The 26,621-nt window shown below is 42.4% G+C and carries 23 protein-coding genes; 20 read left to right on the top strand and 3 right to left on the bottom strand.

The window, feature by feature from the left end; translation table 11 throughout:
• Genes AC1ECB_RS24365 through AC1ECB_RS24400 form a run of 8 tightly spaced genes read left to right on the top strand, consistent with a single transcriptional unit; the run spans position 1 to position 8,588 of the window.
• Positions 1–1,386, top strand: a complete 1,386-nt coding sequence (locus tag AC1ECB_RS24365; RefSeq protein ID WP_485666211.1) for a cytochrome ubiquinol oxidase subunit I — start codon at positions 1–3, stop codon at positions 1,384–1,386.
• Positions 1,377–2,381 (top strand): cytochrome d ubiquinol oxidase subunit II, encoded by a 1,005-nt coding sequence (gene cydB / locus AC1ECB_RS24370; RefSeq protein WP_485666212.1) that lies wholly within the window; start codon positions 1,377–1,379, stop codon positions 2,379–2,381. Before AC1ECB_RS24365 ends, cydB begins: the two co-directional genes overlap by 10 nt.
• 30 nt (positions 2,382–2,411) lie before the next feature.
• Entirely contained in the window at positions 2,412–4,517 is a 2,106-nt protein-coding gene (locus tag AC1ECB_RS24375; protein ID WP_485666213.1) for a WD40 repeat domain-containing protein, read from the top strand.
• Between the two features lie 17 nt (positions 4,518–4,534).
• The gene (locus AC1ECB_RS24380; protein ID WP_485666214.1) at positions 4,535–5,821 is read left to right on the top strand and encodes an Hsp70 family protein; all 1,287 of its coding nucleotides are present in this window, start codon (positions 4,535–4,537) and stop codon (positions 5,819–5,821) included.
• Between the two features lie 17 nt (positions 5,822–5,838).
• A complete protein-coding gene (locus tag AC1ECB_RS24385; RefSeq protein WP_021168400.1) occupies positions 5,839–6,219 on the top strand; it encodes a DUF1257 domain-containing protein in 381 nt (126 codons plus the stop codon).
• A 14-nt stretch (positions 6,220–6,233) separates the two neighbouring features.
• Complete coding sequence (locus tag AC1ECB_RS24390) at positions 6,234–7,781, top strand: AAA family ATPase (protein WP_485666215.1); 1,548 nt, start codon at positions 6,234–6,236, stop codon at positions 7,779–7,781.
• Between the two features lie 19 nt (positions 7,782–7,800).
• Positions 7,801–8,001, top strand: a complete 201-nt coding sequence (locus AC1ECB_RS24395) for a DUF2997 domain-containing protein (protein ID WP_485666216.1) — start codon at positions 7,801–7,803, stop codon at positions 7,999–8,001.
• A complete protein-coding gene (locus AC1ECB_RS24400) occupies positions 7,998–8,588 on the top strand; it encodes a 4Fe-4S single cluster domain-containing protein (protein WP_485666217.1) in 591 nt (196 codons plus the stop codon). Before AC1ECB_RS24395 ends, AC1ECB_RS24400 begins: the two co-directional genes overlap by 4 nt.
• A 95-nt stretch (positions 8,589–8,683) precedes the next feature.
• On the opposite strand, the gene AC1ECB_RS24405 is transcribed toward AC1ECB_RS24400, so the two are convergent.
• Both AC1ECB_RS24405 and AC1ECB_RS24410 read right to left on the bottom strand, forming a co-directional pair.
• Complete coding sequence (locus AC1ECB_RS24405; protein ID WP_485666218.1) at positions 8,684–9,004, bottom strand: hypothetical protein; 321 nt, start codon at positions 9,002–9,004, stop codon at positions 8,684–8,686.
• Between the two features lie 60 nt (positions 9,005–9,064).
• Positions 9,065–9,943 carry a LysR family transcriptional regulator gene (locus tag AC1ECB_RS24410; RefSeq protein ID WP_485666219.1) on the bottom strand — a complete coding sequence of 293 codons (879 nt, stop codon included), beginning with the start codon at positions 9,941–9,943 and terminating at the stop codon, positions 9,065–9,067.
• Between the two features lie 229 nt (positions 9,944–10,172).
• Here AC1ECB_RS24410 and AC1ECB_RS24415 point away from each other — a divergent pair, with 229 nt between their 5' ends.
• Together AC1ECB_RS24415 and AC1ECB_RS24420 are read left to right on the top strand one after the other, a co-directional pair.
• Positions 10,173–10,676 (top strand): L-2-amino-thiazoline-4-carboxylic acid hydrolase, encoded by a 504-nt coding sequence (locus tag AC1ECB_RS24415; RefSeq protein WP_485666220.1) that lies wholly within the window; start codon positions 10,173–10,175, stop codon positions 10,674–10,676.
• 320 nt (positions 10,677–10,996) lie between these two features.
• Positions 10,997–11,389 carry a plasmid pRiA4b ORF-3 family protein gene (locus tag AC1ECB_RS24420; RefSeq protein WP_485666221.1) on the top strand — a complete coding sequence of 131 codons (393 nt, stop codon included), beginning with the start codon at positions 10,997–10,999 and terminating at the stop codon, positions 11,387–11,389.
• 224 nt (positions 11,390–11,613) lie between these two features.
• Here AC1ECB_RS24420 and AC1ECB_RS24425 read toward each other — a convergent pair whose 3' ends face one another.
• Positions 11,614–12,189 (bottom strand): GrpB family protein, encoded by a 576-nt coding sequence (locus AC1ECB_RS24425; protein ID WP_485666222.1) that lies wholly within the window; start codon positions 12,187–12,189, stop codon positions 11,614–11,616.
• A gap of 141 nt (positions 12,190–12,330) precedes the next feature.
• On the opposite strand from AC1ECB_RS24425, the gene AC1ECB_RS24430 reads away from it, so the two are divergent.
• From AC1ECB_RS24430 to AC1ECB_RS24475, 10 genes are all read left to right on the top strand, one after another.
• Entirely contained in the window at positions 12,331–12,723 is a 393-nt protein-coding gene (locus AC1ECB_RS24430) for a plasmid pRiA4b ORF-3 family protein (RefSeq protein WP_485666223.1), read from the top strand.
• A 505-nt stretch (positions 12,724–13,228) separates the two neighbouring features.
• Positions 13,229–14,101, top strand: a complete 873-nt coding sequence (locus tag AC1ECB_RS24435; protein ID WP_485665399.1) for a tyrosine-type recombinase/integrase — start codon at positions 13,229–13,231, stop codon at positions 14,099–14,101.
• The gene (locus tag AC1ECB_RS24440; RefSeq protein WP_485665747.1) at positions 14,098–15,249 is read left to right on the top strand and encodes an IS91 family transposase; all 1,152 of its coding nucleotides are present in this window, start codon (positions 14,098–14,100) and stop codon (positions 15,247–15,249) included. Before AC1ECB_RS24435 ends, AC1ECB_RS24440 begins: the two co-directional genes overlap by 4 nt.
• Positions 15,250–15,692: 443 nt before the next feature.
• Positions 15,693–16,610, top strand: a complete 918-nt coding sequence (locus AC1ECB_RS24445; RefSeq protein WP_485666224.1) for a DMT family transporter — start codon at positions 15,693–15,695, stop codon at positions 16,608–16,610.
• A 286-nt stretch (positions 16,611–16,896) separates the two neighbouring features.
• Positions 16,897–18,363, top strand: a complete 1,467-nt coding sequence (locus AC1ECB_RS24450; protein ID WP_485666225.1) for an AAA family ATPase — start codon at positions 16,897–16,899, stop codon at positions 18,361–18,363.
• Positions 18,364–18,447: 84 nt separating this feature from the next.
• Entirely contained in the window at positions 18,448–22,146 is a 3,699-nt protein-coding gene (locus AC1ECB_RS24455; RefSeq protein ID WP_485666226.1) for an ATP-binding protein, read from the top strand.
• 235 nt (positions 22,147–22,381) lie between these two features.
• Positions 22,382–22,696 carry a Panacea domain-containing protein gene (locus tag AC1ECB_RS24460; protein ID WP_485669400.1) on the top strand — a complete coding sequence of 105 codons (315 nt, stop codon included), beginning with the start codon at positions 22,382–22,384 and terminating at the stop codon, positions 22,694–22,696.
• Between the two features lie 225 nt (positions 22,697–22,921).
• Complete coding sequence (locus tag AC1ECB_RS24465) at positions 22,922–23,833, top strand: GAF domain-containing protein (protein ID WP_485666227.1); 912 nt, start codon at positions 22,922–22,924, stop codon at positions 23,831–23,833.
• Positions 23,834–23,992: 159 nt separating this feature from the next.
• Positions 23,993–25,570 (top strand): IS21 family transposase, encoded by a 1,578-nt coding sequence (istA, locus tag AC1ECB_RS24470; RefSeq protein ID WP_485666228.1) that lies wholly within the window; start codon positions 23,993–23,995, stop codon positions 25,568–25,570.
• A complete protein-coding gene (locus AC1ECB_RS24475) occupies positions 25,557–26,297 on the top strand; it encodes an ATP-binding protein (RefSeq protein ID WP_485666229.1) in 741 nt (246 codons plus the stop codon). The genes istA and AC1ECB_RS24475 overlap by 14 nt, the downstream gene beginning before the upstream one ends.
• Positions 26,298–26,621: the final 324 nt, after the last annotated feature.

Genomic DNA, 26,621 nt, shown 5'->3' on the forward strand with positions numbered 1-26,621 from the left:
ATGGAAGAATTACTATTATCCCGGTGGCAATTCGGGATAACAACAGTCTATCACTTCCTTTTTGTGCCACTAACATTGGGGTTGTCGCTCATTGTAGCCATTCTTGAAACTATGTATGTCCGCACTGGTAATGAGATGTACAAACAACAGACTAAATTCTGGGGGAAACTATTCCTTATCAACTTTGCTATGGGTGTAGTCACAGGTATTGTTCAAGAATTCCATTTTGGGATGAACTGGTCAGAGTACGCCCGGTTTATGGGGGACATTTTTGGTGCACCACTGGCTTTAGAGGCACTCACGGCTTTTTATCTGGAGTCGGTCTTTCTGGGTCTCTGGATTTTCGGCTGGGATCGGCTGTCAAAGAAGCTACATGCTGCCAGTATGTGGGTTGTAGCGTTAGCTACAAATTTGTCGGCTTTCTGGATTTTGACAGCTAACTCTTTTATGCAGTCGCCTGTGGGTTATGTAATTAATAACGGCCGGGCCGAAATGACAGATTTTGTTGCACTTATTACTAATCCTTATGTGTTCAATCAGTTTCCGCATACTGTATTGTCAGGTCTGGTAACAGCTGGTTTCTTTGTATTATCTATTAGTGCTTTTCATCTTATACGGAAAACACATGTTGATTTTTTTCGGGCTTCATTCAAGCTGGGACTAATCTGGACGGCAGTAAGCTTATTTCTCCTGATGGGCAGTGGTCATGCTCAAACACAGTTTATTGCCAAAGCGCAGCCAATGAAGTTGGCAGCAGCCGAAGCCCTGTGGGAGACGGCTAGTCCTGCGCCCTTCGCGCTTGCAGCCATCGTTGACGAGCAGAATAAGACCAATCTGGTGGAAGTAAAAATTCCAGCAATGCTTTCTATATTGGCTAACAATAATCCCAATACACCAGTTAAAGGGATAAAAGATATTGAAAAAGAGTATATTGCCCAATATGGGCCGGGCAATTATGTACCTGCAGTAACACCGGTATTCTGGAGCTTCCGAATAATGGTGGCTGCCGGCAGTGCCATGATGGTTATTGTACTGGCCGCAGGGTTTCTCTGGTGGCGTGGCCAACTGGAAGCTAAACCTTGGGTACTGAAAGCTGTATTGTGGAGTTTACCGTTACCGTATATCGCCAATTCGACCGGCTGGTTTGTCACTGAGGGTGGCAGGCAGCCCTGGATTGTTTTTGGTCTGCAGAAGGTAGGCGAGGCCGTATCACCATCGGTGGGATCTATCAGCATCTGGATTTCGCTGATTGGTTTTACCTTGGTATATGCGTTGCTGGCAATAGCCGCAGTGTATCTTGTACAGAAGTTTGTCCGGCAGGGTCCTGTAGATACTCCGGCTAAAATCAATAAACCGGTAGCAAAGGGGGCGTCATTGTGGAGTTAAGTATATTGTGGTTTATTTTGCTGACAGTTCTCTTTATTGGCTTCTTTTTTCTCGAGGGATTTGACTATGGTGTAGGTATTTTGCTTCCCTTCCTGGGGAAGAGTGACACCGAACGGCGGGTGATTATCAATACCATTGGTCCGGTATGGGATGGCAATGAGGTCTGGATGATTACCGCCGGTGGTGCGATGTTTGCGGCTTTCCCGCATTTATATGCCACATTGTTCAGCGGTTTTTATCTGGCACTGTTTTTGATGCTGATGGCGCTGATTGTTCGCGGCGTAGCCTTTGAATTCCGGAGTAAAGATGAAAATCCAGCTTGGCGCAGCACATGGGATTGGCTGATCTTTGTTGGCAGTGCTATCCCGGCAGTGCTCTGGGGTGTGGCTGTGACCAACTTAATTCAAGGGGTGCCCATTAATGCCAAGATGCAGTATGTTGGAACTTTCTTTGATTTACTTAGTCCGTATACACTCGTTGGGGGCATTGCCTTTTTGCTGGTGTTTACTTTCCACGGGGCGCTGTATCTGACGCTTAAGACCGAAGGGGAACTGATGGAACGTGCCCGTAGTGCTGCGGTAAAAGTGGGAGTTTTGACGGCAGTATTTTGCCTGGTGCTTGTTGGACTGACCTATACCCATACTGATTTATTTGCTAGTACTGGCGCGGGGATTGCTCTTTGGGGAGCCGTTGCCCTGTTTGTCGGAGCCTATGGCTGTGTATATGGCAGGCGATATGGGCTTGGCTTTATTCTAAGCAGCCTGACGGTGGCGCTTACAACCATAGCCTTTTTCTGGGGCTTGTTCCCCCGGTTGATGGTGTCAAGTATCAATCCGGCCTGGAGTCTGACGATTACTAATGCCGCTTCTTCGTCCTATACCTTGTCGATTATGACAATGGCAGCGCTGGCACTGGTGCCGCTAGTACTGGTGTATCAAGGCTGGGTCTATTGGGTATTTCGTAAACGGGTCAATGCCAAGAATTTAGAATATTAAAAGGTTTTAGCGTAAACAGGTGGTGAAAATATGGGGCTTGGTGATGAGGATAAAGAATATTTGCGGCATCTGGCTTGGCTTTATCCAGCTGACTATATGGTTAAGGTAAGGCAGTTGGCGGAGGCCTTAGTAGACCAGCAGCTGGCTATTGGTGAGCGCCAGAATATCCGTGAAATAGTTGGGACCATCATGACCAGGCTCCAGCTTGAGGCTGAGGGTACTATTGAGACTGAGGCTGATGCTGACGCTGCGGCAGCACAAGCGGCGGCCGAGGACGCGGTGCGGCAAAAGGTGCTGGCAGCACTACATGCCGGTCAGCCCGATATTCCGGCCGGGATGGGACCTGAGGCTGTAGCAGCGCTTGTAGGCTTTCTTGATCACGGGGAACCAATTGTTGCGGAAAATGCACGGCAGGCTTTACGCTGCTTAACCGATGGCGGGGCTATTGATGCACTATGCCGGCAATGGGCAAATACCCGCCGCCCGGAACTGGAACACATTCTGGTTGCAGCCGGTTATTTGGCCTCCCGGCCGCTAGGGCTGAGGCTGTTGACGGTGCTTAAAACCGGGGCAGACCGGGTGATGTTGAATGAGGGACCGGCACTTATCCCCGAGCTTTTGCAGGTGGTGAATGACGCTGACCGGAGTATTGCCGGGCGCGCAAGACGCTTGCTGTTGACCTTGACTAACAGGCAGGCGATTGATGCGCTATGTGAAACCGTACTTGCCACAGGAGAGAAACAACTTACGAACTGGGCGGTCATTGCCCGGTATGCGCCTATAATTGACAGTAAAGCTGCGCTGTATTATTGCATTACTGGACAGTGGGATAAGTATTTTGCATTAGATTGGCAGGAAACAAGACCGTTATTAAAAAAGGGCTACAGTCAGGCCGTGCCAGAACAAAGGCAGCAATTTTTAACCGCAGCTCGCCAAAGCGGTCACAGCTTACTGTTAGTAGGTTTACTATTGGAAGGTGGTCAGCAGGAAGAATATGAGGAAATAACGGACGAAGACTGGGCCGCTATGTTAGATATGCTCACAAGTCAGGAACGGTGGTCAGAGTTATACCGGCTAGCTATGTGTGCGCCGGCCAACTGGGCAGCTGAGTTTGTATTGGCACTGGGTAATACAAACTGGAAACCAAAAGCCTGGGAATGTACTGACTGGGAGAACAGCTTAGCATGCTGCCCGCAAACAGGCCGAAATATGTTTGTGCCGGACGGGCGGTTGTTGGCTGTTCTGGAGGCGAATCAAGCAGAGGTCAATGTGGAATGTGCTGCTTTTCATCCTAACGGGCGAATTGTAGCCGGTGGCTGTGCTGATGGCCGGGTGCGGTTATGGCAGATAACCAGTGGCAAATTGTGGCGGACAGTTAACTTGCATGATGAGGGTATCACAGCTGTAGCCTTTACCCCGGATGGACGGTATTTGGTGACAGCCGGGCGGGATGCTCTGGTTCATATTTGGCAGCTGCCTGCTGTTAAATGGGTTGACAGTATTAAGGGCCAGCCAGGGTTTGTGATGGCGCTGGCAGCAGGCCAGGGTGGTGAAATGCTGGCATTAGCCTGCCCGGGGGGAGTATTGCCGGCAAGGGCTTGGTGGTGGGATGGCTCTTATATGACCACTAAGGCGCAGTATCCAGGCAGTTTGTTTTCTGCAGCCACGGTTGCGCTGGAAAAACGTGCTGTCGCCGGCGGCGGACGGGATGGTCGGATTCGCATCTATACGTTAGCGGGCGGGTCAGGCGGAAATAAGCTATGGGCCGCCCATACCGGACCGGTTCAAGGCCTGCTGTATAGCGGTGATGGCCAGTTGCTGGTCAGTAACGGGATGGACGGAACAATAAAGGTGTGGCAAACAGACAATGGCAGGCAATTATGGAGTATCAAAGAGCAAGGCAAGCTATTAGCAGTTAGCCAAAGTGGTGCGTTCATAATTCTTAAATCGGCGCAAGGTATGGTGACAATTAGGCAATTGCGGATGAAGAAGCCATTGGCATTGGCTACACATGGCGACTGGCATTATATGGCGGACATGCTAGCCTCGCCCGAGCTTGAAACGCCAGCCAGGCAGGCCGGTTCTTTCTTACACAGCTTGCTTACGGCTAAATTTCGTTATGATATCATCATATAAGCTATGAGGTGGTGGCAATGGCTGGACAGCTGGCTATAGATTTTGGTAATAGCTATACAGTAGCTGCCTATTGGCGGCAAGCGTCCCGCCAGGCAGAGACACTTTATGTCCCTGGCATAACGCGGCCTATGCCGGGAAGTACTAAGGATGTGTATGCGGCACCATCGCGTATTGCCTATGGCACTGCCGCTGAAGATTGTTTGGTTGGGCAAAAGGTTATTGAAAGTGGTCAGACAGAAGGTGTATTTCAGGATCTGCAGTTTGCTGTTGTCACAGGTAAACTAGTATACAGTTTGGCAGGCGGTCGGTGGCTCAGTAATCAGGATATGGCCAAAGACTATGTAGCTGCTATTATCAGTCAGGCCGGACAAACGCTTGGTTTAAGCGGCGAGGCCGTACTTGCCTTAACGGTACCGCTGGCGGCCTGTAATTCGCTGCCGGCGTGGCGACGATACCAGCGTTGGCTTACCGGGGCGGTCAGGCAGGCTGGTTTTAACCGTCTGGAGCTTGTTGAAGAGCCGTGGGCTGCTGCCTGGGGTGCTGGTATGAAGGTAAAACCGGGAGACAAATATATTGTTGTCAGGTTAAGTGCTGAATTTATGGAAGCAGCTATGGTATTGGCCGCGAGCCAAAGCGGGGATGGTAGTAATGAGCGTCATATCCGGGTAGTAAGCTATAGCTCTGGCTGGCTGGCTAATGAGGAAGAATCGGGTTTTCAGCCACCGCAAGAATTGGCTGCACTGATCCGACAGGTACTGCGGCAGGCGGGGCCACTCGGGTATACGGCCGCTAGTCTTGCCGGGATAGTAGTAACTGGCAGTGCTGTAAAAAGCGATATGCTGGCTGTAGTGTATGAGCTGTTTGCCGGCATTCCCATCTATGATAAGCAGCCGTTGGCGGCAACTGCTTGCGGTGCTGCGGTGCTAACCGCCGGTGTGGATGGCAGCGGTTATCTGCGACATAGTTATGGCTTACGTTATTTGACGGCAGATGGCTATCAATACCACGAAGTGGTGCCCCAGGGGCTGTTTTATCCGAGTGACGGATTTGTGGCTGAGTTTACGATCAAAGCCAGCTATGATGGACAGCAAGAATTCGCATTATTGATATACCGTATGGGAGAACAGTGTATGAATGAAGACAGCCCGTTGTTACTCAGGACCAGAAAACCGGCCAGTAAGGGGCAAGCTGTCATTACTGTAAAGGGCAGTCTTGATGGGGCAGGACAATTGGTTGTAACAGCTTATGAGCTGGTGAGTGGGGCTGTTATCGCTCACAATATTGCAGCAGCTAAGCTTGTGTAGTGAAGGGAGGAATAAGGATGTCGCATTTTACTCAGGTGACAACCAAAATTACGAATAAAGAGATGCTGATAGCTTGCTTGAAAGAGTTAGGTTATGATGTGGAGGAGAAAACGGGTATAAAAGGCTATCGCGGCCAGGAAACACCTGTCGATATTGCTGTGCGGATGAAGCAAGGCTATGATATTGGTTTTGTACTGGGAAATGACGGCACCTATAGCTTTGTGGCCGATTGGTTTGGGGTGCAGGGCGTTAATGAACAGCAGTTTACTACCAAGGTCCAACAGCAGTATGCCTTAACCACTGTAATGGACAAGATTAGCCGTCAGGGTTTTAATGTGGTGGAACAACAGCAGGAAAGTAGCGGCGAAATCAGATTAGTAGTGCGCAGATGGGTATAGGGGGAGGTAAGCGTATGGACAACTTTGCTGAGCAATTTGATACTTATATTAGAGCGCGGGTTACACTCATTGTTATCGTAACCCCGGAAGAAGAACGGGCTATTGAGCACGTTAAAACTGTTTGTGAGCAAAAAAACCGTACCTGTCTGTCCTGGGATGTAGCTGATGGCTTTGTGGTGCTAACAGGCAAGACGGCGCTTGATCTAAAGTGCCGGGACCCGCTGGTAGCGCTGGATCTAATAGAAAAGACCGGTATGGATAATAACGGGGATATTTTTGTCTGCAAGGATTTTCACGACTTTTGGTCTAATCCGCCGGTCAGGCGTAAACTGAGAAGTGTTGTACAACGCCTGACGCAGACAAGAACCTCAATTGTTATTACCACCCCTACCGGGCAGATTCCGGATGAATTGCAGGATGAAGCCGTGGTTATCCACCTCCGGCGCCCTAACGGCGAGGAATTGGACGGTGTGCTGGAGGGTCTGCTAAAAGGGGCTAATGTCAAAATGAATCTTACCGAAACCGGTCGGGAAAAGGTGGTTCAAGCCGCCATGGGAATGACGGCCGGTCAGGCTCGCCGGGTATTCTCCAAGGCCATTGTTACCTGCGGCTGTTTAGATGACCGCAGCATTACCATGATTACCGAGGAAAAAGCCCAGTTGGTGCGTCAGAGTGAAGCACTTGAATTCCTGAGCACTACCGAAACTTCGGAAAGTGTCGGTGGTCTGGGAGTTTTGAAAGACTGGCTGGGTTTGCGGGAACAAGCCTTTACAAAAGATGCCCGCGACTATGGTTTGCCTGCACCTAAAGGCATAGCCATGGTCGGTATTCCTGGTACAGGCAAGAGTTTAACTGCCAAAATGATTAGCGGTTTGTGGCAGTTGCCGCTCCTGCGGCTTGATGTAGGCGCTTTGTTTGGCTCCTATGTTGGCGAGTCTGAAGACCGCTGCCGCCGGGCATTGCATATTGCCGAGACCATTGCTCCTTGCATTTTGTGGGTGGATGAAATTGAAAAGGCTTTTGCGTTTGGTACCGGCGATGGTGGAACCAGCCAACGGGTTTTTGCCACCTTGCTGACCTGGATGCAGGATAAAAAAGCACCTTGCTTTGTTGTTGCTACTGCCAACAATATTGCTGCATTGCCGCCGGAACTTATGCGTAAGGGCCGTTTTGATGAAATCTTCTTCTTAGACTTGCCGCATATGTCCGAGCGGCGCGAGATTTTTACCACCCATCTTAAACGCCGCAACCGCAATCCGCGTGATTTTGATCTCAAACGGCTGGTGAAGGAATCGGACGGCTATGTTGGCGCGGAAATTGAACAGGCTATTATTGACGCAATGTACCTAGCCTTCAGCGATCATATGCGCGAGATTACGACCGAAGATATTGTAATATCCTTAAAACGCCAGGTGCCACTGTCGGTCTCCCAACGGGAAAATATTCAGTACCTCAGACAGTGGCTTCAGGAAGGCCGGGCCCAGTCTGCCTCCTATCCAGGCGAGGTTGCCGGAGAAACAGGCTCTGGGCAGGTGCTGCTGGAAATTGAGGACCAAGACTAAGGAGAAAGGACGGTAAACCATGGATAAAGAAGAGTTGGAAATCACCATTGACGCCAATGGGCAGGTTAGTATCAAGGTGGCTGGAGCCAAAGGCGGCAAATGTCTGGATATCACTAAACCAATAGAAGAAGCGCTCGGAGAAGTTAAGGTCCGTCAGATGTCGCCTGAATATTACGAGCAGCCGGCTGATGCTGCCAAGGTGCGGGATAACCAGCGATGATAGCGCAAACAAATTCCAAAGGCGGCCTGATTAATATGGCCGCCTTTTTACCTGTCTCGCGCAGTAATGGTCCTGGCCGGCGGGCTGTTCTCTGGGTGCAGGGCTGCTTCCGCAACTGTCCTGGTTGCTTTAATCAGGACATGCAGGATTTCCGGGAAAATCAGAAGATTGCGGTTCCGGAGTTGGTAGAGCGCATTTTAGCTAGCGAAGATATTGAGGGTGTTACTTTCTCAGGTGGTGAGCCGTTTGCTCAGGCGCAGGCTTTGGCAGAACTAGCAGAGCAACTGAAGGCCAGGGGCTTGAATATCGCGATTTTTACGGGTTATACAATTGCTGAACTTACGGCAGCAACTGACCCAGCCTGGCAGCGATTGCTGGCAGCGGCCGATTTGCTGATTGCCGGACCCTATGAGCAGGAATTGCCTGCGCAAGACTATCTCATAGGTTCTGCCAATCAGCAACTGGTATTTCTTACTGATAAACTGAAGCAGCACCCGGATGTTGTTACTAGTCAGGGGCAAACCCTGGAGGTTATTGTTGATGCTGCAGGCAAAGTGACAATAACAGGGTTTGCCGGAAAACTGTAACAATGGAAGTTTATGATTAGCCGGGAGAAGCGTATTATTGGTGATGGCGAAAACTCCTGCCAAATTGCATGGATTTGGCAGGAGTTTTCAGGTTTTTAGGAGGGCCATTTGGGGACGTTTGTCCCCATTGTCCCATTTTGGGGAAATATCTGTTTGAAAAAACAGGTTGGCTCCCGATGATCTTGCCGATTATTATGGAGATGTAACCAAAGACAAAAAAATCCGCAGTTTCCGTAATTATCGGAATACTGGCGGATTTTTTGTTTTTCCTTATGACGGCGATAATCGTTTTTATGATCAGTCCAGATAGGCGCAAGCTTCACTTCTGGGGTCATGGTCCGGTTGGGCTTGCCGGCGATTTTCAGCCGATTGGGGTTAATAGTACCGCATTTGATAACAGCTTTGTTTTTGGCCATAGCAAACACCTCCTTAAGTGAGAATAATATTTTGTAACAAAAGACCAATATTCACGCAGTTTATTTAAATTCTGCACGAACTATATCCATAAAAGATTGCAAAGGCGGGGAAAGCCATTTATCCTTATGCCAAATCATCAATATGGCAGTTTCCAGTTTCTTTTTCGGCCATGGCAGGATTACCAACTTTTTTTCTGTTATTTCTTGATTGATCGCCATCATGGGAATCATTGCTACGCCAATTCCTTTTATAACGCATTGTTTAATGGCTTCGATGCTATTTAGTTCTAGGAACACTACAGGATCAACTTTTTTTAATATACGTTCAAATACCATTTTATAACTACAATCGTGTTTCGGTAAAAGGATTGACTGGCCAATTAAGTCTCCTAAATCCATCGAAGACTTTTGGGCCAAAGCATGACCTGGGCTTGAGATGATAACAAGAGGTTCAGTTTTTAATACTTCCACTTCTAGTTCTGGATAAGGAATAGAATTTGCCAGTAAAAATGCTACATCTGTAATTCCGGCTTTCAGTTCGTATACTAAAGTGCCATAGGCGCAGGTATTAATATCAAAACCTATTTTTGGAAATTTGGAGTAGAATTTACTCAAAACAGATGGCAAAAGATAAGTGCCAATACTTTGCGGGATTCGGATCGATATTGAGCCTTGAGGTTCTTCACAGCCCGATACCCTTGCCAGGGTTTCTTTTTCAAAATCAAGCATTTTCTGAGAATAACGTATTAACATCTGGCCCGCTTCGGTAAGACATATACGCTGGCCCAAACGATTAAAAAGCGGCACACCGAATTCTTTTTCAAGGAGCTTGATCTGAGTTGAAACTGTAGATTGAGCATAATTTAGGGTTTCAGCAGCGCGATTAAAACTCATTAACTTGGCAACCACTTGAAAGGTTTTGAGTTGTTGTAGTTCCATTAAGCTTTCTCCGTTTAATTTATCTGATTAATTTTAGCAAAATGCATCGTTTGGTGCAAGATATTTTATAATGCATTTATCAATTTTTTCGATTGAGTCTATCAAAATACATCGTTTGACGCAAAATATTTTATAATGTATTCTTAGTTTAATCCCAATCGGATATCAATGTTTTTGCGGAGTGATTGGTAATGAAAAATGCATATAAAAAGAAAAAGGAGAAGATTCGATGAATGAAACTAATCCAATACCTTTAGAAAAAAAGTGGATCATGGCGACGCAGGCTTTAACGGGTGCATTAAGCGCCCATCTTGATGCATTATATAATGCCGTCGGAAAAGAGAACTGTATCAAGATAATTTATCAAATTTGGACACAAATTGGTCAGGGTGCTGCGGAAGTAATTCCAGCTATGAATATAAAACCGGATAATGCTAAGTCGGTTGGCGAAGCCGGTGTAACAATTTGTAAGTGTGTCATGGGCCCGGAATACAAAATTGAGGAGGTTAAAGCAAGTGAAAATAGAACTGTTATGAAGATTACCGAGTGCCCATGGAAAAATAGAATGAATGAAATAGGAATAGCCAACGACCTTTTGAGTGCAGCTGATAGCGCCTTTTGGAATCAATTTGTGAAAATCCTCAACCCAAATGTTACAATGAGACACGGAAAGCAGATGCATAAAGGTGATCCATACTGTGAATGGATATTTGAAACAAAAATACATCTATAGGGTCAGGTTTGCGTTTTTAAGCGATAAGGTAGTTGCCCCTAAGTTTTTATTATTGTTGCAGCCTTAAGATTCCTGATGGAGCATTTACCAATAACGCAATTTATTTAATACCGCAAGCCTGACCCTGAGAGCCCTGACCCTGAGAGCCCCAATCATAGGCACCTATTCCATTTCGCCGTTAGGTATGATACGGAGAACCGTATCATTGGTAATGGCGAAAAACTCCTGCCAAATTGCATGGATTTGGCAGGAGTTTTCAGGTTTTTAGGGAAACATACAGATGTTTCTTAGTTTGGAGTAATATTTTGGAGGATGCAAACATGATTGATAATCTATTTATTGTTAAAGTACTTTTACGGAGGGGAGTTTGGCGGCGCATTCAGTTATCTTCCAGGCATACGTTGCATGATTTGCATAAAGCAATACTGGAAGCTTATGATTTTTTTGATGACCATTTATATGCTTTTTTTATGAATGGTCAGCCGTGGCGGGGAGAAGCTTATTGGAGTCCCAACAATGATGAGGGGCCGTATGCTGATAAAATTAAATTGGGGAATTTGAATTTAGAAATTAAGCAGAAGTTTTTGTACCTGTATGACTTTGGAGATGAATGGACACTTTCGATACAAGTTGAAAAGATTTTAGAAACGGATGTTCCTGTTTTGAAGCCGATTATTCTCGAAACGCGTGGAGAAGCACCGGAACAGTATTAGTAAAGTAAAGCAAGGCGTGGCAGGGTTATTGACACAAATTATGTTTTGAGTAAGCGCGACTGATGGGTGGAAGCATGCAAGGAAAACCTACTAAAGTGCCTTACTTCTTTTAGTTTATCATGAGGAATATACAAATTGCGGAGGCTATAAAGTCAAGGCGGGGCTACGCGCCCCCGACTTCCTCCAAAGAACAGGATTAGGGCGTCTACTGCTTGAAAGGCGAATTAGTGTTCAGGAGGCAAATAACGTCCTGCAAACTCCAATTTAGCCTTTTGAGATTGTTCCATGACAAAATTCGACTTTGCATAGGTATAGGCATCACGGTCATGTTCGAACCGCTCTTTAAGACCCAGCTTCAACGCCTCGTATTGCCGTGCAACATTAGGGTATTGCCGCAGATAGTCTCTAAAATAAAGTTCGTTCCAATCTCCCAACGGTTTCACATGAAGATGGTATACTTTTTCTGCAAAGCCATTGGGCGTATATCCTTTTCCCAGATCAAGCGTTCTTTGTTTATCATCTTTTTGCATTAGAATCCAATCATCGTTTTGCAACAGATGAGCAATGTCATTTACAGCATAGTCTTTAGGTAATTCCAATAGAATATCAATGGTTGGTTTCGCAATAAGTCCTTCAACAGACGTACTTCCTATATGATTGATACGACAAATATCGTAGTCATGCAGGATGTGAAGTAGCCGCTGCTTTTCCTCGGCGTACCACGATTGATAATTTGGGTTATGGTCTTTAAGAATAATAGGATAAAGTTGCCACAATTCTTCTAAACTCATTTCTTTCATGCCATCGCCTCTTAATTCGTCTTTTATTCAAAAAGCCTATTAATTATACCATAGCCGCCCGCATTTGCCGAGGAGCATGATAAAGTTAGGGAAACATACAGATGTATCTAAGTTTGGAGTAATATTTTGGAGGATGCAAACATGATTGATAATCTATTTATTGTAAAAGTACTTTTACGGAGGGGAGTTTGGCGGCGCATTCAGTTATCTTTCCGGCATACGTTGCATGATTTGCATAAAACAATACTGGAAGCTTATGATTTTTTTGATGACCATTTATATGCTTTTTTTATGAATGGTCAGCCGTGGCGGGGAGAAGCTTATTGGAGTCCCAACAACGATGAGGGGCCGTATGCTGATAAAATTAAATTAGGGAATTTGAATTTGGAAATAAAGCAGAAGTTTTTGTACCTGTATGACTTTGGAGATGAATGGACATTTTTGATACAAGTTGAAAAGATTTTAGAAACGGATGATCCTGTTTTAAAGCCGATTATTTTAGAAACGCGTGGAGAAGCCCCTGAACAGTATTAGCAAAGTTAAGCAAGGCGTGATGGGGTTATTGACACAAGTTACGCTTTGAGTAAGCGCGACTGATGGGTGGGAGCATGCAAGGAAAATCAAAGATGTCAGCAACCCCGTCCCCGCGGCACTTCCACCCGCGGCACTTCCAGAATAAAAGATGAAATGCTGGGTACTAATCCTGTAAATTTATATAAGTTTGCAGGATTTTGTATTTTTGTAGTAAATAAAAATGGTATATGGAAATGGGTTAGGGATACAAAAGAAGAACGAAATCGCTCACGCGATGGCCTTGGTAGTCTCCCGTAAATAAAAATTTCATGAAAAATGTAAAAAGTACGCCCTTTTGTGGTATTGTTTAATCGCCAAACCAAACAAACCAGAAAGGAGGAACGTACTTTTTACTTTATGATTATACCATGTCTTAAGATTGAAATACATACGTTTTTTAACACAGCTAGAGCTCCTCCTGATGCCATGAATTGGCTTCACAAAACCCAAAAAATCAGGAGGTAGTATGTCTATGCAACAATATAAACAAGAGATTGAGCTATACTTTGAACTTAAAGGAACTCCGGAATCTTCACGAGAATCCTATTTGCGAAGAATCTTTGCCTTCATCAATTATATGCAAAATCAACACAAATGCATGGAAAACGTTACAGATAGTGATATCCAACAATATATCCTCTATCTCAAAAAGGAAAAGGGTCTGTCAGCGGGAACCATCAATTGTTACATTTCTGCTGTCAAATTCTTTCATACCTGCATCATAGGTAAAGAGTGGAACCCCTTAAAAATTCCCCGGATGAAAAGAATACGTAAATTTCCAGTCATCCCACCTAAACAAGATGTACTGGCAATATTAAATAAAGCTGCGAATCTAAAGCATAAAGCTATTTTAGCATTACTATACGGTAGTGGCCTCAGGGTCAGCGAAGTAGCTAAATTGAAGATTTGTGATATTTGTAGTAAAAGTATGCGCGTACGGGTAGAAAACGCCAAACATAATACAAATCGATACACCATCTTATCAGAACTGGCCCTTGATGTATTGCGAAAATACTTCCGGGCATATTTTTCAAGCTACCAAATGGACGATTGGTTGTTTCCAGGACAACACAAAGGTGAGCACATTAACGTTAAGTCCATCAAAAATACCATCATTAAGCTGCGCAACCAGTTGCAAATGGACCAGAATATTTCTGCCCATACGCTTCGGCACTGTTTTGCTACACATACATTAGAAGATGGGGTCGATCCCGTGTTTATCCAGCAAATGCTGGGGCATAAAAATCTTCAGACTACAATGACGTACCTGCATATGACATCGAAAAGCCTTATGGGCATTAAGAGTCCTCTTGATACTGGAAACAGCAACCCCAAATGACTACTGTACAGGATGTTTTCCTTAAGTTTTATCCCCAGTATGAACAAAGCTATGCTCCATATATACAACAAGCCAAAGCCGTTAGTGACATCATGCGCTGCAGGACAGCAGCTTTAGGTGGTCATACGTTTGAATGCGAAGAATGTGGCCATATAGTTGTTCGTTACAATTCATGCCGGAATCGGCACTGCCCTTTGTGTCAGGGTATTAATAAGGCAGTTTGGGTAGACGCAAGAAGCAAAGATATCCTCACTGCCCCTTACTTCCATGTTGTGTTTACCTTACCATCACAGCTTCAGCCATTGGTTTATCAAAACCAGGAATTGCTTTATGGCTTGTTGTATAAAGCGGTAGCCCAAACCTTGGCGGAACTTTCCCAAGATACCAAATATCTTGGTGCACAGATCGGCTTTTTTTCCTTGCTGCATACCTGGGGACAAGATTTGCACTATCATCCGCACATCCATACTGTGGTATTGGCAGGTGGACTAACCAAAAACAATCAATGGCGAAACAGCAGCAAGAAGTTCTTCATTCCAGTAAAGGTGTTAGCTAAAAAGTTTCGAGGTAAATTTCTTCACCACATCAAGCAATACTACCGCCAAAACTTGCTGATGTTTTATGGAGATGCCCAGAAATATCAACAGCCAAAATGTTTCCGGGATTTACTCAAACAGTGTTATGCCAAAAACTGGTACATTTACTCTAAAAAGACTTTTTCCGGACCACTCGCTGTTGTCCGATATTTGGGGAGGTACACGCACCGGATAGCCTTATCCAATACGCGCATTGTCGCCATGGATGAACATACGGTGACAATTACCGTAAGAGACTCTAACGACAACAACCAGACAAAAACGCTAACGCTCAGTGGCGTTGAATTCATCCGGCGATTTTTACTGCATGTACTTCCCAAAGGTTTTGTCAAAATCAGGCATTATGGACTCCTTGCCAACCGAAACAAAAAGACCAAGCTGGAACTAAGCAGAAAACTAACGTTAAGTCCAACCTACAAACCAAAATTTGAAGGTCTTACAACTGTTGAGATTCTATGCATTCTTGTAGGCCGGGATGTAACGAGGTGTCCTGTATGTGGAAAAGGTAAATTACAGGCAAGCTATTCGTTACCCAAAGAGGCATCGCCTTAATAGTTGCAAAAATTGAATAGATACTGCCAAGACCCGTTTGTGGGGAGGGGGAAGGTATGTCCAATCAAGACAAATGAAGCCCAATTTATTACAAATCAGCAAAGTAAAGCACAAAAAAATGTACGAAAACAGAAAAAATTAACGATCAAAAACCAAGAGAAAAAGATTGAAATTCCATAGCTGGGCAGCCCGCGACTTCATTCTTCTGAGGCAATCAAAAATTTTGCGCGTAGATAGTTTTGTGGCTCAACTGGCAGCCGGGAGCTGTTAATTGAGCCTTTTTGCGCGCAAAACTTCCGATTGATACCTTCAAGAACCGTCACCTTTGTATCCGCTACGCCTAGTTAAAAGAAAACTGTGCTGTGGCTTAATTTATTGCTATGAAATAGGCATATCAGCCCTTAGCCATAGATACAACGAATACAGAAACGAGGTAGAAATAATTGGATACTAGTCGCGGCAACAGAGATAGACATGCTAAAATAGTTTTGCTTATTATTACAATAATATGGGGACTTAATATTCCGGTAATGAAAATTGGTCTAATGTCTTTGTCTCCGCTGGTTTACAATGCGTGCAGGCTTATAATCGCAGCAATTTTATCTGTAGCAGTCCTGCTTATAACAAAAGCATACAAGCCCATGCCGGTAGGCGACCTCAAAAAAATAGCCATAATTGGTGGGTTGGGTCTTTTTGTTAACCAGGTGCTTATTACATTTGGAATGTCCCAGACTACCGCGGGGAATTCGTCATTAGTACTTGCCACTCTTCCGGTTGAAGTCGCGGTGATAAACAGTATATTTAAGATAGAAGCCATCTCACGGCGTATGGCGGCAGGCGTTATAACAGGGCTGCTAGGAGTACTCTTTGTTGTAGTGGGCTCTAATAAGGAGTTGAGTCTGTTTGGTCCTCATTTAATAGGAGCCTTGCTTCTTTTAGTCGGTCAGTTTTGCTACGGTTACTATACAGTGTTTATTAAAGAGTTAAATGATAGATACTCCACTTACCAAATTTTTGCTTATATAATGGTTTTTAATGCCGTACTATTTCTTATTATTGCACTGCCAGAGCTAACAAGTACTGACTGGAGTACTATACCAGAAGCGGCTTTGTACAGCATCTTTTTTTCCTCTATGTTTGCGTTAGTCTTGGCGAATACGGTATGGATCTGGGTAGTGGGCAGGTTAGGAAGTACGAAAGCATCACTATCCCAGTATTTGTGTCCGGTTGTATCGATTGCTTTTGCATGGGTCTATTTAGGTGAAACCCTTGGGATTTTCCAATTGGCCGGGGCTGCGGTGATAGTATTGGGCTTGTATCTAACTTTAAATCAGTCGCCTGCAGACTGCAAAAGTAGTTAAAGGAATTTTTAACAGATGGTAAAAATAACATGTTAACTGTAACAATGGAAGTTTATGATTAGCTGGAAGAACCGTATCATTGGTAATGGCAAAAAAATGGCCTGAATCCTTGTTTAAACTAGGGTTCAGGTCATATTATTACAATAAATAAGTAAAATGTTAATGGTTTACAGGAAAATAAAGGGGAATATCGAATTAATATTATATATTTGGTCTACGGGAAAATATACGGCGGACTATGAGTTGTTCATACTTTCTAATAACAAGTATCATATGGGGTGAGTAAATGATATACCTTAGCTTAAAAGACTATGAAGTAGTGTCTCAAATTCATCGTGGAAAAAAATCTATTATTTATAAGGCTGAGAGAATTGCCGATAATCAGCCTGTGATACTTAAATTGAAAAATGAGAAATATCCCACTAATGAAGATAGTAAGTGTCTACAGCACGAGTTCTTATTAGGAAACAGTATTAACAGCAATGCTGTTATTAAATATCTTGAAATAATAAAATATGATAACAAGGTCGTAATCATTGAAGAATATTTTAAAGGGGAACCTTTGGCAAAATTGATAGAAGCGTGTTTGTTTTCAGTCGAAGAGTTTTTATCGGCAGCAATTAGTATTTGTGAGGGATTAGAGAAAATCCATGCGGGCAACATAATTCATAAGGATATCAATCCATCAAATATTCTTTTTAGTAAGTTTGATAATCAAGTGAAAATAATTGATTTTGGGAGTGCTGAAAACTCATTATTTAAAAGAAGTGTACAAAACATTTCAGAAGACTCGTATTACTATATTTCGCCGGAACAAACCGGTAGAATCAATCGAACTGTCGATTATCGGAGCGATTTATATTCGTTGGGTATAGTGTATTATTTGATGCTAACAGGTCATTTGCCTTTTGAATCAAAAGATTTATCTGAATTAGTTTACTGTCATATTGCTAAACATCCAAAACCTGTTAATGAAATAAATCCAACAATTCCAAAGATAATATCTGATGTTGTCATGAAATTAATAGAAAAGAACCCAGAAAAACGCTATCAATCGGCAATTGATTTGAAAATAGATCTAAAAAGATGCTTGAAGAATATCCGAAGTAGTTCTAATTTTAACTTTAAACCGGGAGAGTTTAGCTCACAATTGTCTATTTCCACAAAGCTGTACGGTCGTGAAGATCAAATCAAAATATTATTAAAATCATTTGAGAGAGTTTCAGACGGAGGATCAGAATTATTAGTAGTAGCCGGTTCGCCAGGAATAGGGAAATCGGCATTGATAAAGGAAATTTATAAAACAGTCATACAGAAACAAGGGCATTTTATTATCGGTAAGTTTGAGCTATTAGAAAGTAATACTCCATACAGTGCTATAATTAAAGCCTTAGAAAATTTCATAAAGATATTACTTATGGACTCTTCTGCCCAACTGAAAGTATGGCGGCAAAGAATAGTAGAGGCGGTAGGAAATAATGGACAAGTAATCGTTGATGTTCTTCCGTCTTTAGAATTAATCATCGGAGAACAGGCTTCAGTTCCTGAATTAGGAGCAACTGAAACCCAAAACAGATTTAATCTTGTTTTTGAAAACTTTATGCAAACAATTGCTAATAAAGAGCATCCTCTTGTTATGTTTATTGATGACTGGCAATGGGCAGATTCTGCGAGCTTGAATTTTATAAAAATGCTGATGATTAATAAATCCAGTAAATATTTGTTAGTTATCGGAGCATATCGCGATAACTAAGATGAGCTGTTTCAACTGACATTAATAGATGAATTGCTAAAAAATAACACTACTTTGAACAAGATAAAGTTAAAAGAGCTTCACGTGAAAGATATTCAAGCCATGTTGGAAGATACTTTAATAAGTTCCCTGAATGACATTCAGGAGTTGGCAGGTTTTATATATGATAAAACACAAGGAAATCCGTTTTTTATTAAACAATTTTTAAAGTCTTTATATGATAAAGAATATATATGGTTTGACTATGATTATTTGTATTGGTGCTGGGATATAGAAAAAATAAAAAAACTAAATATTACAGAAAATGTAGTAGATTTGCTGATAAGTAGAATTGGAAAACTAGATATAAAGACTATTCAAATACTTAAATACGGCGCCTGTATCGGTAATCAATTTGATTTGCATTCAATAGCTTTAATTGATGGCGAATCGTTTGAATCTATTCAAGCAAAATTACAGGTAGCCGTTAATGAAGGATTAGTAGTTGTTGTTGATCAAAATGAAGACATACATGTAGCCCATGCTAATAGCAAATTCAAATTTGTCCATGATAGAGTGCAGCAGGCTGTTTATTCAATGCTAGCCGATAATAATAAATATGCTATTCATTTACAGCTTGGACGATCATTTCTAAAAAGCTATTCAAATACTATCAAAACCGAACAACTATTTGAAATGGTCTGGCAATTTAATACTGGCAGGACGATGATTATTGATAAAACAGAAAAAATAAGATTGGTAGAAATGAATTTGAAGGCCGGATCAATGGCAAAAAGTTCTGCTGCCTATAATTCGGCATTTATTTATTTTGAAATAGGTATTGAATTATTAGACAAAAATGCTTGGCAAGAACATTATGAGTTATGTTTGCAGCTATATTCGCAAATAACAGAAACGGCTTATCTGATAAGTGAATTTACAAAAATGAATAAATTTGCAGATATAGTGTTGCAAAATGCGAAAACACTAATAGATAAAATTATTGTTTATAAAATAATAATAGAAGCCTTGCAGGCGCAGCTTAATTTGAAAGAAGCTCTGAATACTTGTATCTCGGTACTTAATTTGCTAGGAATTGAGATTCCTGTTGAACCAACCCGTTTAGAGGTTAAAGAAATTTTTGAAAGTGCATGGAGGGCAATAGCAGAAGTCAAAGTAGAGAATCTGGCAAAATTACCGCCAATGAAAGATCCCGAAAAATTGGCAGCTATGCAAATTTTGCTGAATAGTGTATCAGTCACCTATAAGGCAGCGCCTATATTAATGCCTATTATTACCTGTAAAATGATAGAATTATCCATAAAATTTGGTAATGCTGCTTTTTCGCCTGCAGTGTATTCACTTTATGGACTTACGCTTTGTTCTTTAATAACTAATATAGAATTAGGAGATAAACTGAAAAAGTATATTGAATGTGCGCATAAGATAGCAAAAATTAATGCTGAGCTTATCAAAAAACAGAATATGAAGCTGTGTAAGGCTACTGTATTGGATGTGGATCATTGTTGTGTAATACCATGGAAAGAGCACCTCAAAACAACCTTTAAACCGCTCATGGAAGGTTATTGGGTTGGACTAGAAAATGGTAGCTTTGAGTATGGTGGTTACTGCTTGATGAATTATACTAAGCATTCATTATATACCGGTCAACCACTTGAAGAAATGGAAAAAGAAATTAAAACAAATATAAAACGACTACAAAGAATAAAACAGGGTTTTAGTTTAAACTGGGAATCTATCTTTGGTCAGTTTGCTCATAATATGCAAGGTAAAACAAAAGATCCGCTTAAACTTACCGGAGATTTATGTGATGAAGATAAAATGCTTTCAACAATGCAGAACGTTGGTGATTTGCTGGGAATGGTGTTTTTATTTTTGAGCAAAATGATTCTAAATTATCACTTCCAGAATTACTCTGCCGCTTTACGATTTGGGGAAAAAGTAAAAGCAAATTTGGCAGGAGCTTCGGCAACGATAGATATAGCCATTTATTATTTCTACGATTCTCTTACAAGACTTGCAGTATATTCAATTAGGTCAGATGATGAAAAGAAGGAGATTTTAGAAAAGGTTAATAAAAATCAAAAAATGATGAGTATTTGGTCTGAATTTTCTCCGTTTAATTTTCTCCATAAATTTTATTTGGTTGAGGCGGAAATCTGTCGAGTAACGGGAAAATTTCTTGAAGCAAGAAAACATTATGACAAGGCCATTGGTTTGGCTAAGGAAAACGAATACTTAAATGAAGAGGCGTTGGCCTATGAATTAGCAGGAAATTTCTACTTAAGTGATGGTCGAAAAAATAGTGCTAAAGCATATTTCCGTGAAGCTTGTTATCGATATCAGCTCTGGGGAGCAAAGGCGAAAGTAAATGACATGGAAGATAAATATCCAAAATTTTTTATAAAAAGTAGGAATTTGCAGGACATATCGAAAAATATTGATTTATTGACTATTATCAAAGCATCACAGGCGATTTCAAGTGAAATCAATCTAGAGACATTGCTTAACCGCTTGATGACCGTGATGCTTGAAAATATGGGAGCACAGCGGGGATTCCTAATCCTAAAGCAAGAAGACGAATTACTGATTGAAGCATATGTAGATAAAGAATGGGAAAAAGAAAAGCTATTAATAGCGATGCCTCTTGATAAATGTGAAAGTATCCCTAAAACAGTTATTCGGTTTACAGCTAGAACTGGGGAAAACGTTGTATTTCCTGGAAATTTGCAAAAACTTTCAATTGATAATGATCCTTATATTATTGCTAATAAACCAAAATCTTTTTTTTCGACGGCAATTATACTTAAAAATGAGTTGAAAGGAGTTCTTTATTTAGAAAATAATCTAGCGGAGAATGTATTTTCACCTAATAGAGTAAAAGTTATAGAGCTATTATCCGCTCAAGCAGCTATTTCGCTTGAGAATGCGTTGCTTTACAAGACTCTAGAGCAAAAAGAAGCGGCGCTTGCCGCGTTTCTCGATCAATTAAAAATGGACCTGAACTCATTTGCTCAAGCTATGTATGACGGGCGTGCCCTTGAATTTAACAGTGAAATAGCCGAACTTACTCCTATTCTAAAGTACATAAGTAAACAAACGGAAAAAATGACTCATCTGGACAGATTGAATATAATTGGCGAAATGGCAGCTGGTATTGCTCATGAAGTGCGAAATCCTATGACAACTGTAAGAGGTCTACTGCAGTTTTTGGAAAACAAACAAGAGCTAACCGGGCATAGAGATAAATTTGAACTTATGATAAACGAGATAGATCGTGCCAACAGTATTATTACGGAATTTTTATCTTTAGCTAAAAACAAGGTTATGGATTTTACAAAAAGTAATCTAAATGACATTATACGCGATATCTATCCATTACTGCAGGCAGATGCTTTACGTAATAATAGTGAGATAGTAATTACTTTAGAAAATATTCCTGATCTGATATTAGATCGGAATGGTATTCGTCAGATTATTTTCAATATTGTAAGGAACGGACTGGATGCTATGCCCAGGGGTGGTTTAATTGACATTAAAACCTGGGCAAGCGGCCCAAAGGTGCTATTAGTAGTAAAGGATTGCGGTATAGGTATTCTGCCAGAAAATAAAGGAAATCTGTGGAAGCCTTTTTTTACCACCAAAGATAATGGGACTGGTCTGGGGCTTGCTGTTTGTTATCGAATTGCACAGCGTCATGGAGCAACAATTACTGTTGAAAGTGAGCCCCAAAAAGGCACTATATTTACAGTAGAATTCAATCAGAACTTTTCACCGTTATAGATGATACGGAGAACAATATTATTGGTAACGGCAAAAACTTCTGCCAAATTTGCACCGACTTGGCAGAAGTTTCTAAGTTTGTCAGCAACCTCGTCCCCTTGGCATTCTGAGCTGAAGAGGTTATTACCCCGCTTAAACTTCAAAAAATTATTTATTATGCTCAAGCTTGGTTTTTAGCTCTGAAGGATAGAACCTTTTTTCAAGAAGATTTCAAGCATAGCTACCTGGCCCGGTTATTCCTAATCTATATTATCAATATAAAAAACATGGTTATAATTATATACCAAAAGTTGAGAACTTTGATGATAGTATTTTTGATGAAGACCAATTAAGTATTTTAGAAATGGTTAAATTTGCTTATGGTCGATATGATGCAAAATATCTAGAGGAATTAACACATAGAGAACATCCTTGGATAGAGACACGTGAAGGATGCAAAGCGGACGAGATATGCAACCGTATTATCGAAAAGGAGTCTATAAAAAGCTATTTTAAAGAAATTAAAGACACCTTTAATATTCAAAATAAAAATGACTTAAAAATTATATAGCTAATTTATAATGAGTCAGGACTATCATGTAACGCTTTGGTGATGATTTTTATGTTCTTTATTGCGAAGTGTCGATTGACCGATGGGGGGAGCACGCAAGAAAAATGAAGATGTCAGCAACCCCGTCCCCGTGGCACTCTTTAAATTTTATTTGGTGAGGCGGAACTTTGTCGAGTAACGGGAAAAGTTTCTGAAGCAAGAAAACATTATGACAAGGCAATTGGTTTGGCTAAGGAAAACGAATATTTAAATGAAGAGGCGTTGGCCTATGAATTAGCAGGGAATTTCTACCTAAGTGACGGTCGGAAAAATAGTGCCAAAGCATATTTTCAAGAAGCTCGTTATCGATATCAGCTCTGGGGAGCAAAGGCGAAAGTAAATGACTTGGAAGATAAATATCCAAAATTTTTTCTGAAAAGTTGGAATTTGCAGGACATATCGAGGAATATTGATTTATTGACTATTATCAAAGCATCACAGGCGATTTCAAGTGAAATCAATCTAGAGACATTGCTTAACCGCTTGATGACAGTGATGCTTGAAAATATGGGAGTACAGCGGGGATTCCTAATCCTAAAGCAAGAAGAAGAATTACTGATTGAAGCATATGTAGATAAAGAATGGGAAAAAGAAAAACTATTAATATCGATGCCTCTTGATAAATGTGAAAGTATCCCTAAAACAGTTATTCGGTTTACAGCTAGAACCGGGGAAAACGTTGTATTTCCTGGAAAGTTGCATAAACTTTCAATTGATAAAGATCCTTATATTATTGCTAATAAACCCAAATCTTTTTTTTCGACGGCAATTATACTTAAAAATGAGTTGAAAGGAGTTCTTTATTTAGAAAATAATCTAGCGGAGAATGTATTTTCACCTGATAGAGTAAAAGTTATAGAGCTATTATCAGCTCAAGCGGCTATTTCGCTTGAAAATGCGTTGCTTTACAATACTCTAGAACAAAAAGAAGCGTCGCTTGCCACGTTGCTTGATCAATTAAAAATGGACCTGAACTCATTTGCCCAAGCAATATATGACGGGCGGGCCCTTGAATTTAATAGTGAAATAGCCGAACTTACTCCTATTCTAAAGTACATAAGTAAACAAATGAATATTCCGTGCGTGGCGTACCGCTAATCCGCACAATGATACCGGCACTCCATGGCAATGATACCACCACGTCGATTCCCTAATCTACCGCAATCGTACCATCAGTCCATGACAATGATACCGGTTTCCTTTATCTTACTAGTAAGAACCATTTGGTTCAAATCTAAGATAAAGGAGACCATCACTATGGCAAACAAAATCAAAGTCAAACTGATTTTGGAACTGCGGGATGCACACATGTCTCAGAACAGCATTGCTGCCACTCGAAACATGTCAAAATCCTCCGTCAGCGAAGTATGCCACATCGCTGATGAGAAACAGATCCGCTATGACGATGTTAAAGAATTGGCTGAAGATGAAGTCTATCAGATGTTCTTCCCCAACAAATACTCGGATCTAAGCCAGCTCTATGAATTACCGTCGTATGATCAGGTTCATGACGAACTCAAAAAGGTAGGTGTTACCTTAAAACTTCTCTGGAAAGAATACAAAGCCGAGTGCGAAGCAAACGGAAGAATACCAGTCGGATACTCCAAGTATTGCGAAGATTACGGCCAATACGTTGCAGAGAAGGCGCTTACCAATCATCTTATCCATAAGCCGGGAATCCGGTGCGAAGTGGACTGGAGCGGACCTACCATGAAATTTATGGATCCGGACACTGGTGAGCTCATAAAGGTTTACCTGTTTGTAGCGACTCTTCCTTACAGCCAGTATTCTTATGTTGAGCCCTGCCTTGATATGAAACTGAATACCTGGCTCAGATGCCATATCAACATGTATAAATTCTTTGGCGGTGTGCCTGTGAGAACTGTATGCGATAACCTCAAGACGGGCGTTATCAAACACCCAAAAGAAGGAGACATCCTCCTTAACAGCGCATATGAGGAACTTGGCAATCACTACTGCACCGCTATCATGCCTACCGGCGTCCGCAAACCCAAGCAGAAAGCCTCTGTAGAAGGGACGGTCGGTAAAATTGCCACTGCGGTCATCGCAAAGCTCAGGAATGAAGAATTCCATTCCTTCGGTGAACTCAGGATTGCAGTGAGCAAAGCATTGGCTGAATTGAATGAAGCGCCGTTTCAGAAGCGGGAAGGCAGCCGCTACCTCGTGTATGTGGAGGAAAAACCCTATCTGCATGAACTGCCGGCAGTTCCTTATGAGATCTGCGAGTGGAAGCATGGGGTAAAGGTTTATCCTGACTGCCATATCGTGTTCTGGAAAAATCATTATTCCTGCCCGTTTCATTATCGCGGCAAGGAAGTAAGTGTACGGATCACGGATACGCTTCTCGAAATCTATTACAATCACGAGCGCATTGCCACCCATCCAAAGTTCCCCGATTACCGGAGCAACGGATGGAGCACGCACAAGGAGGATATGCCGGATGCATACAATCAGCCTGAAATGGATGAAAACCGCATCAAACGCTGGGCTGCGTCCATAGGAGAAAGTACGGCGGAAGTCATTGACCGTATTTTCCGTAGCGTAACTATAAAAGAGCAGGGCTATAATTCGGCCCTGTCGGTGTTACATCTGGCAAAGACGTATTCCGAAGAGCGTCTGGAAACCGCATGTGAAATCGTCCTGTCCAGTATACGGGTGCCCCGTTACCATCATCTTAAAGCCGTTCTTTCCGGCAATCAAGATAAAATCTATCTTGCCCAGAAAGAAGAAAGCGAAATCCGTCAAAAGAATAGTGAGGTGCGCGGATATGTCCGCGGTGCCGCTTATTATGGAGGATACGATGATGATAAATGAGGAAACCCGCCGCAAACTGGAAGAACTCAATCTGAGCGAAATGATGCGTGGACTGGAGCTCCAATCCGGTCAACAGAGCTGCCAGACCCTCACTTTTGAGGAACGCATGCAGCTCCTGGTTGATTATATATACCAGGAAAAATATACAAACAAAGTGAAACGTCTGACGAAACTTGCAAAGTTCCGCTTCCCACAGGCCAATGTCGATGATATCTACTACACAGACCGTCATCTTGACCGGGACAAGGTACTTGGCGTTGCTAGCTGTCAGTTCCTGAATTCCAATACGAATATCATTATTGACGGTTTCACGGGATCAGGCAAGAGCTATTTAGCCTGCGCATTTGGCAAAGCTGCCTGCAGGTTGGGATACAGAACTAGATACATCCGGATGCCGGATCTGTTACAGCTGCATGATGAAGCCGCTACCACTGTCACTGGCGTATCAAAACTCCTCAAGAAGTTTGAGAGTTACACACTCCTGATTCTGGATGAATGGCTTATCGATGATCTGTCACGCCAGCAGGAACATTTCCTGTTCGAACTGATTGAGCGTCGTTATACTGACAGAAGCACCGTATTCTGTACGCAGTATCGAATTGAGGATTGGCACACACGCCTTGGTGGTGGAATCCATGCGGATGCGATCATTGACCGCATTGTGAATAATTCCATTCGGATTTATTCCGGCGATCTGAATATGCGCAAGGTAAAGGTTAACGAGTAACAAAAAAGCTGTGTTGGGTACCGCTCTTCGGAGCGGTACTGACCAGCGGACTACCAGTACGCTTAGCATGGACAGACAGTATCTATAATTGCGATTCGCGGTACGAATCGTGCGGAATAATCAGTTCTGCCAGGATACTGCCAGCATTGTCCTCAAAGGATGAGATTACTGTTCTTGCTGATTTGCAGATCCAAGACGGGGGTATTTTACAGATAATTGTGGAAACTTCCTCCCCCTGTCTTTCCGGCAGCAGGATTTGCCTGCTCAAGACTATCTCGTAGGTTCTGCTAATCAGCAACTGGTATTTCTTACTGAAACTGTAAC

The sequence above is a fragment of the Sporomusa sp. 246TCP1 genome (assembly GCF_057319775.1).

What these genes read in the sequence shown, in the direction of transcription:
- AC1ECB_RS24400 (WP_485666217.1), top strand. Translation starts at nt 7,998, where the DNA reads ATGATAGCGCAAACAAATTCCAAAGGCGGCCTGATTAATATGGCCGCC.
- AC1ECB_RS24415 (WP_485666220.1), top strand. Translation starts at nt 10,173, where the DNA reads ATGAATGAAACTAATCCAATACCTTTAGAAAAAAAGTGGATCATGGCG.
- AC1ECB_RS24440 (WP_485665747.1), top strand. Translation starts at nt 14,098, where the DNA reads ATGACTACTGTACAGGATGTTTTCCTTAAGTTTTATCCCCAGTATGAA.
- AC1ECB_RS24375 (WP_485666213.1), top strand. Translation starts at nt 2,412, where the DNA reads ATGGGGCTTGGTGATGAGGATAAAGAATATTTGCGGCATCTGGCTTGG.
- istA (WP_485666228.1), top strand. Translation starts at nt 23,993, where the DNA reads ATGGCAAACAAAATCAAAGTCAAACTGATTTTGGAACTGCGGGATGCA.
- AC1ECB_RS24395 (WP_485666216.1), top strand. Translation starts at nt 7,801, where the DNA reads ATGGATAAAGAAGAGTTGGAAATCACCATTGACGCCAATGGGCAGGTT.
- AC1ECB_RS24390 (WP_485666215.1), top strand. Translation starts at nt 6,234, where the DNA reads ATGGACAACTTTGCTGAGCAATTTGATACTTATATTAGAGCGCGGGTT.
- AC1ECB_RS24405 (WP_485666218.1), bottom strand. Translation starts at nt 9,004, where the DNA reads ATGGCCAAAAACAAAGCTGTTATCAAATGCGGTACTATTAACCCCAAT.
- AC1ECB_RS24425 (WP_485666222.1), bottom strand. Translation starts at nt 12,189, where the DNA reads ATGAAAGAAATGAGTTTAGAAGAATTGTGGCAACTTTATCCTATTATT.
- AC1ECB_RS24475 (WP_485666229.1), top strand. Translation starts at nt 25,557, where the DNA reads ATGATGATAAATGAGGAAACCCGCCGCAAACTGGAAGAACTCAATCTG.
- AC1ECB_RS24435 (WP_485665399.1), top strand. Translation starts at nt 13,229, where the DNA reads ATGTCTATGCAACAATATAAACAAGAGATTGAGCTATACTTTGAACTT.
- AC1ECB_RS24385 (WP_021168400.1), top strand. Translation starts at nt 5,839, where the DNA reads ATGTCGCATTTTACTCAGGTGACAACCAAAATTACGAATAAAGAGATG.
- AC1ECB_RS24410 (WP_485666219.1), bottom strand. Translation starts at nt 9,943, where the DNA reads ATGGAACTACAACAACTCAAAACCTTTCAAGTGGTTGCCAAGTTAATG.
- AC1ECB_RS24365 (WP_485666211.1), top strand. Translation starts at nt 1, where the DNA reads ATGGAAGAATTACTATTATCCCGGTGGCAATTCGGGATAACAACAGTC.
- AC1ECB_RS24450 (WP_485666225.1), top strand. Translation starts at nt 16,897, where the DNA reads ATGATATACCTTAGCTTAAAAGACTATGAAGTAGTGTCTCAAATTCAT.
- AC1ECB_RS24420 (WP_485666221.1), top strand. Translation starts at nt 10,997, where the DNA reads ATGATTGATAATCTATTTATTGTTAAAGTACTTTTACGGAGGGGAGTT.
- AC1ECB_RS24430 (WP_485666223.1), top strand. Translation starts at nt 12,331, where the DNA reads ATGATTGATAATCTATTTATTGTAAAAGTACTTTTACGGAGGGGAGTT.
- AC1ECB_RS24380 (WP_485666214.1), top strand. Translation starts at nt 4,535, where the DNA reads ATGGCTGGACAGCTGGCTATAGATTTTGGTAATAGCTATACAGTAGCT.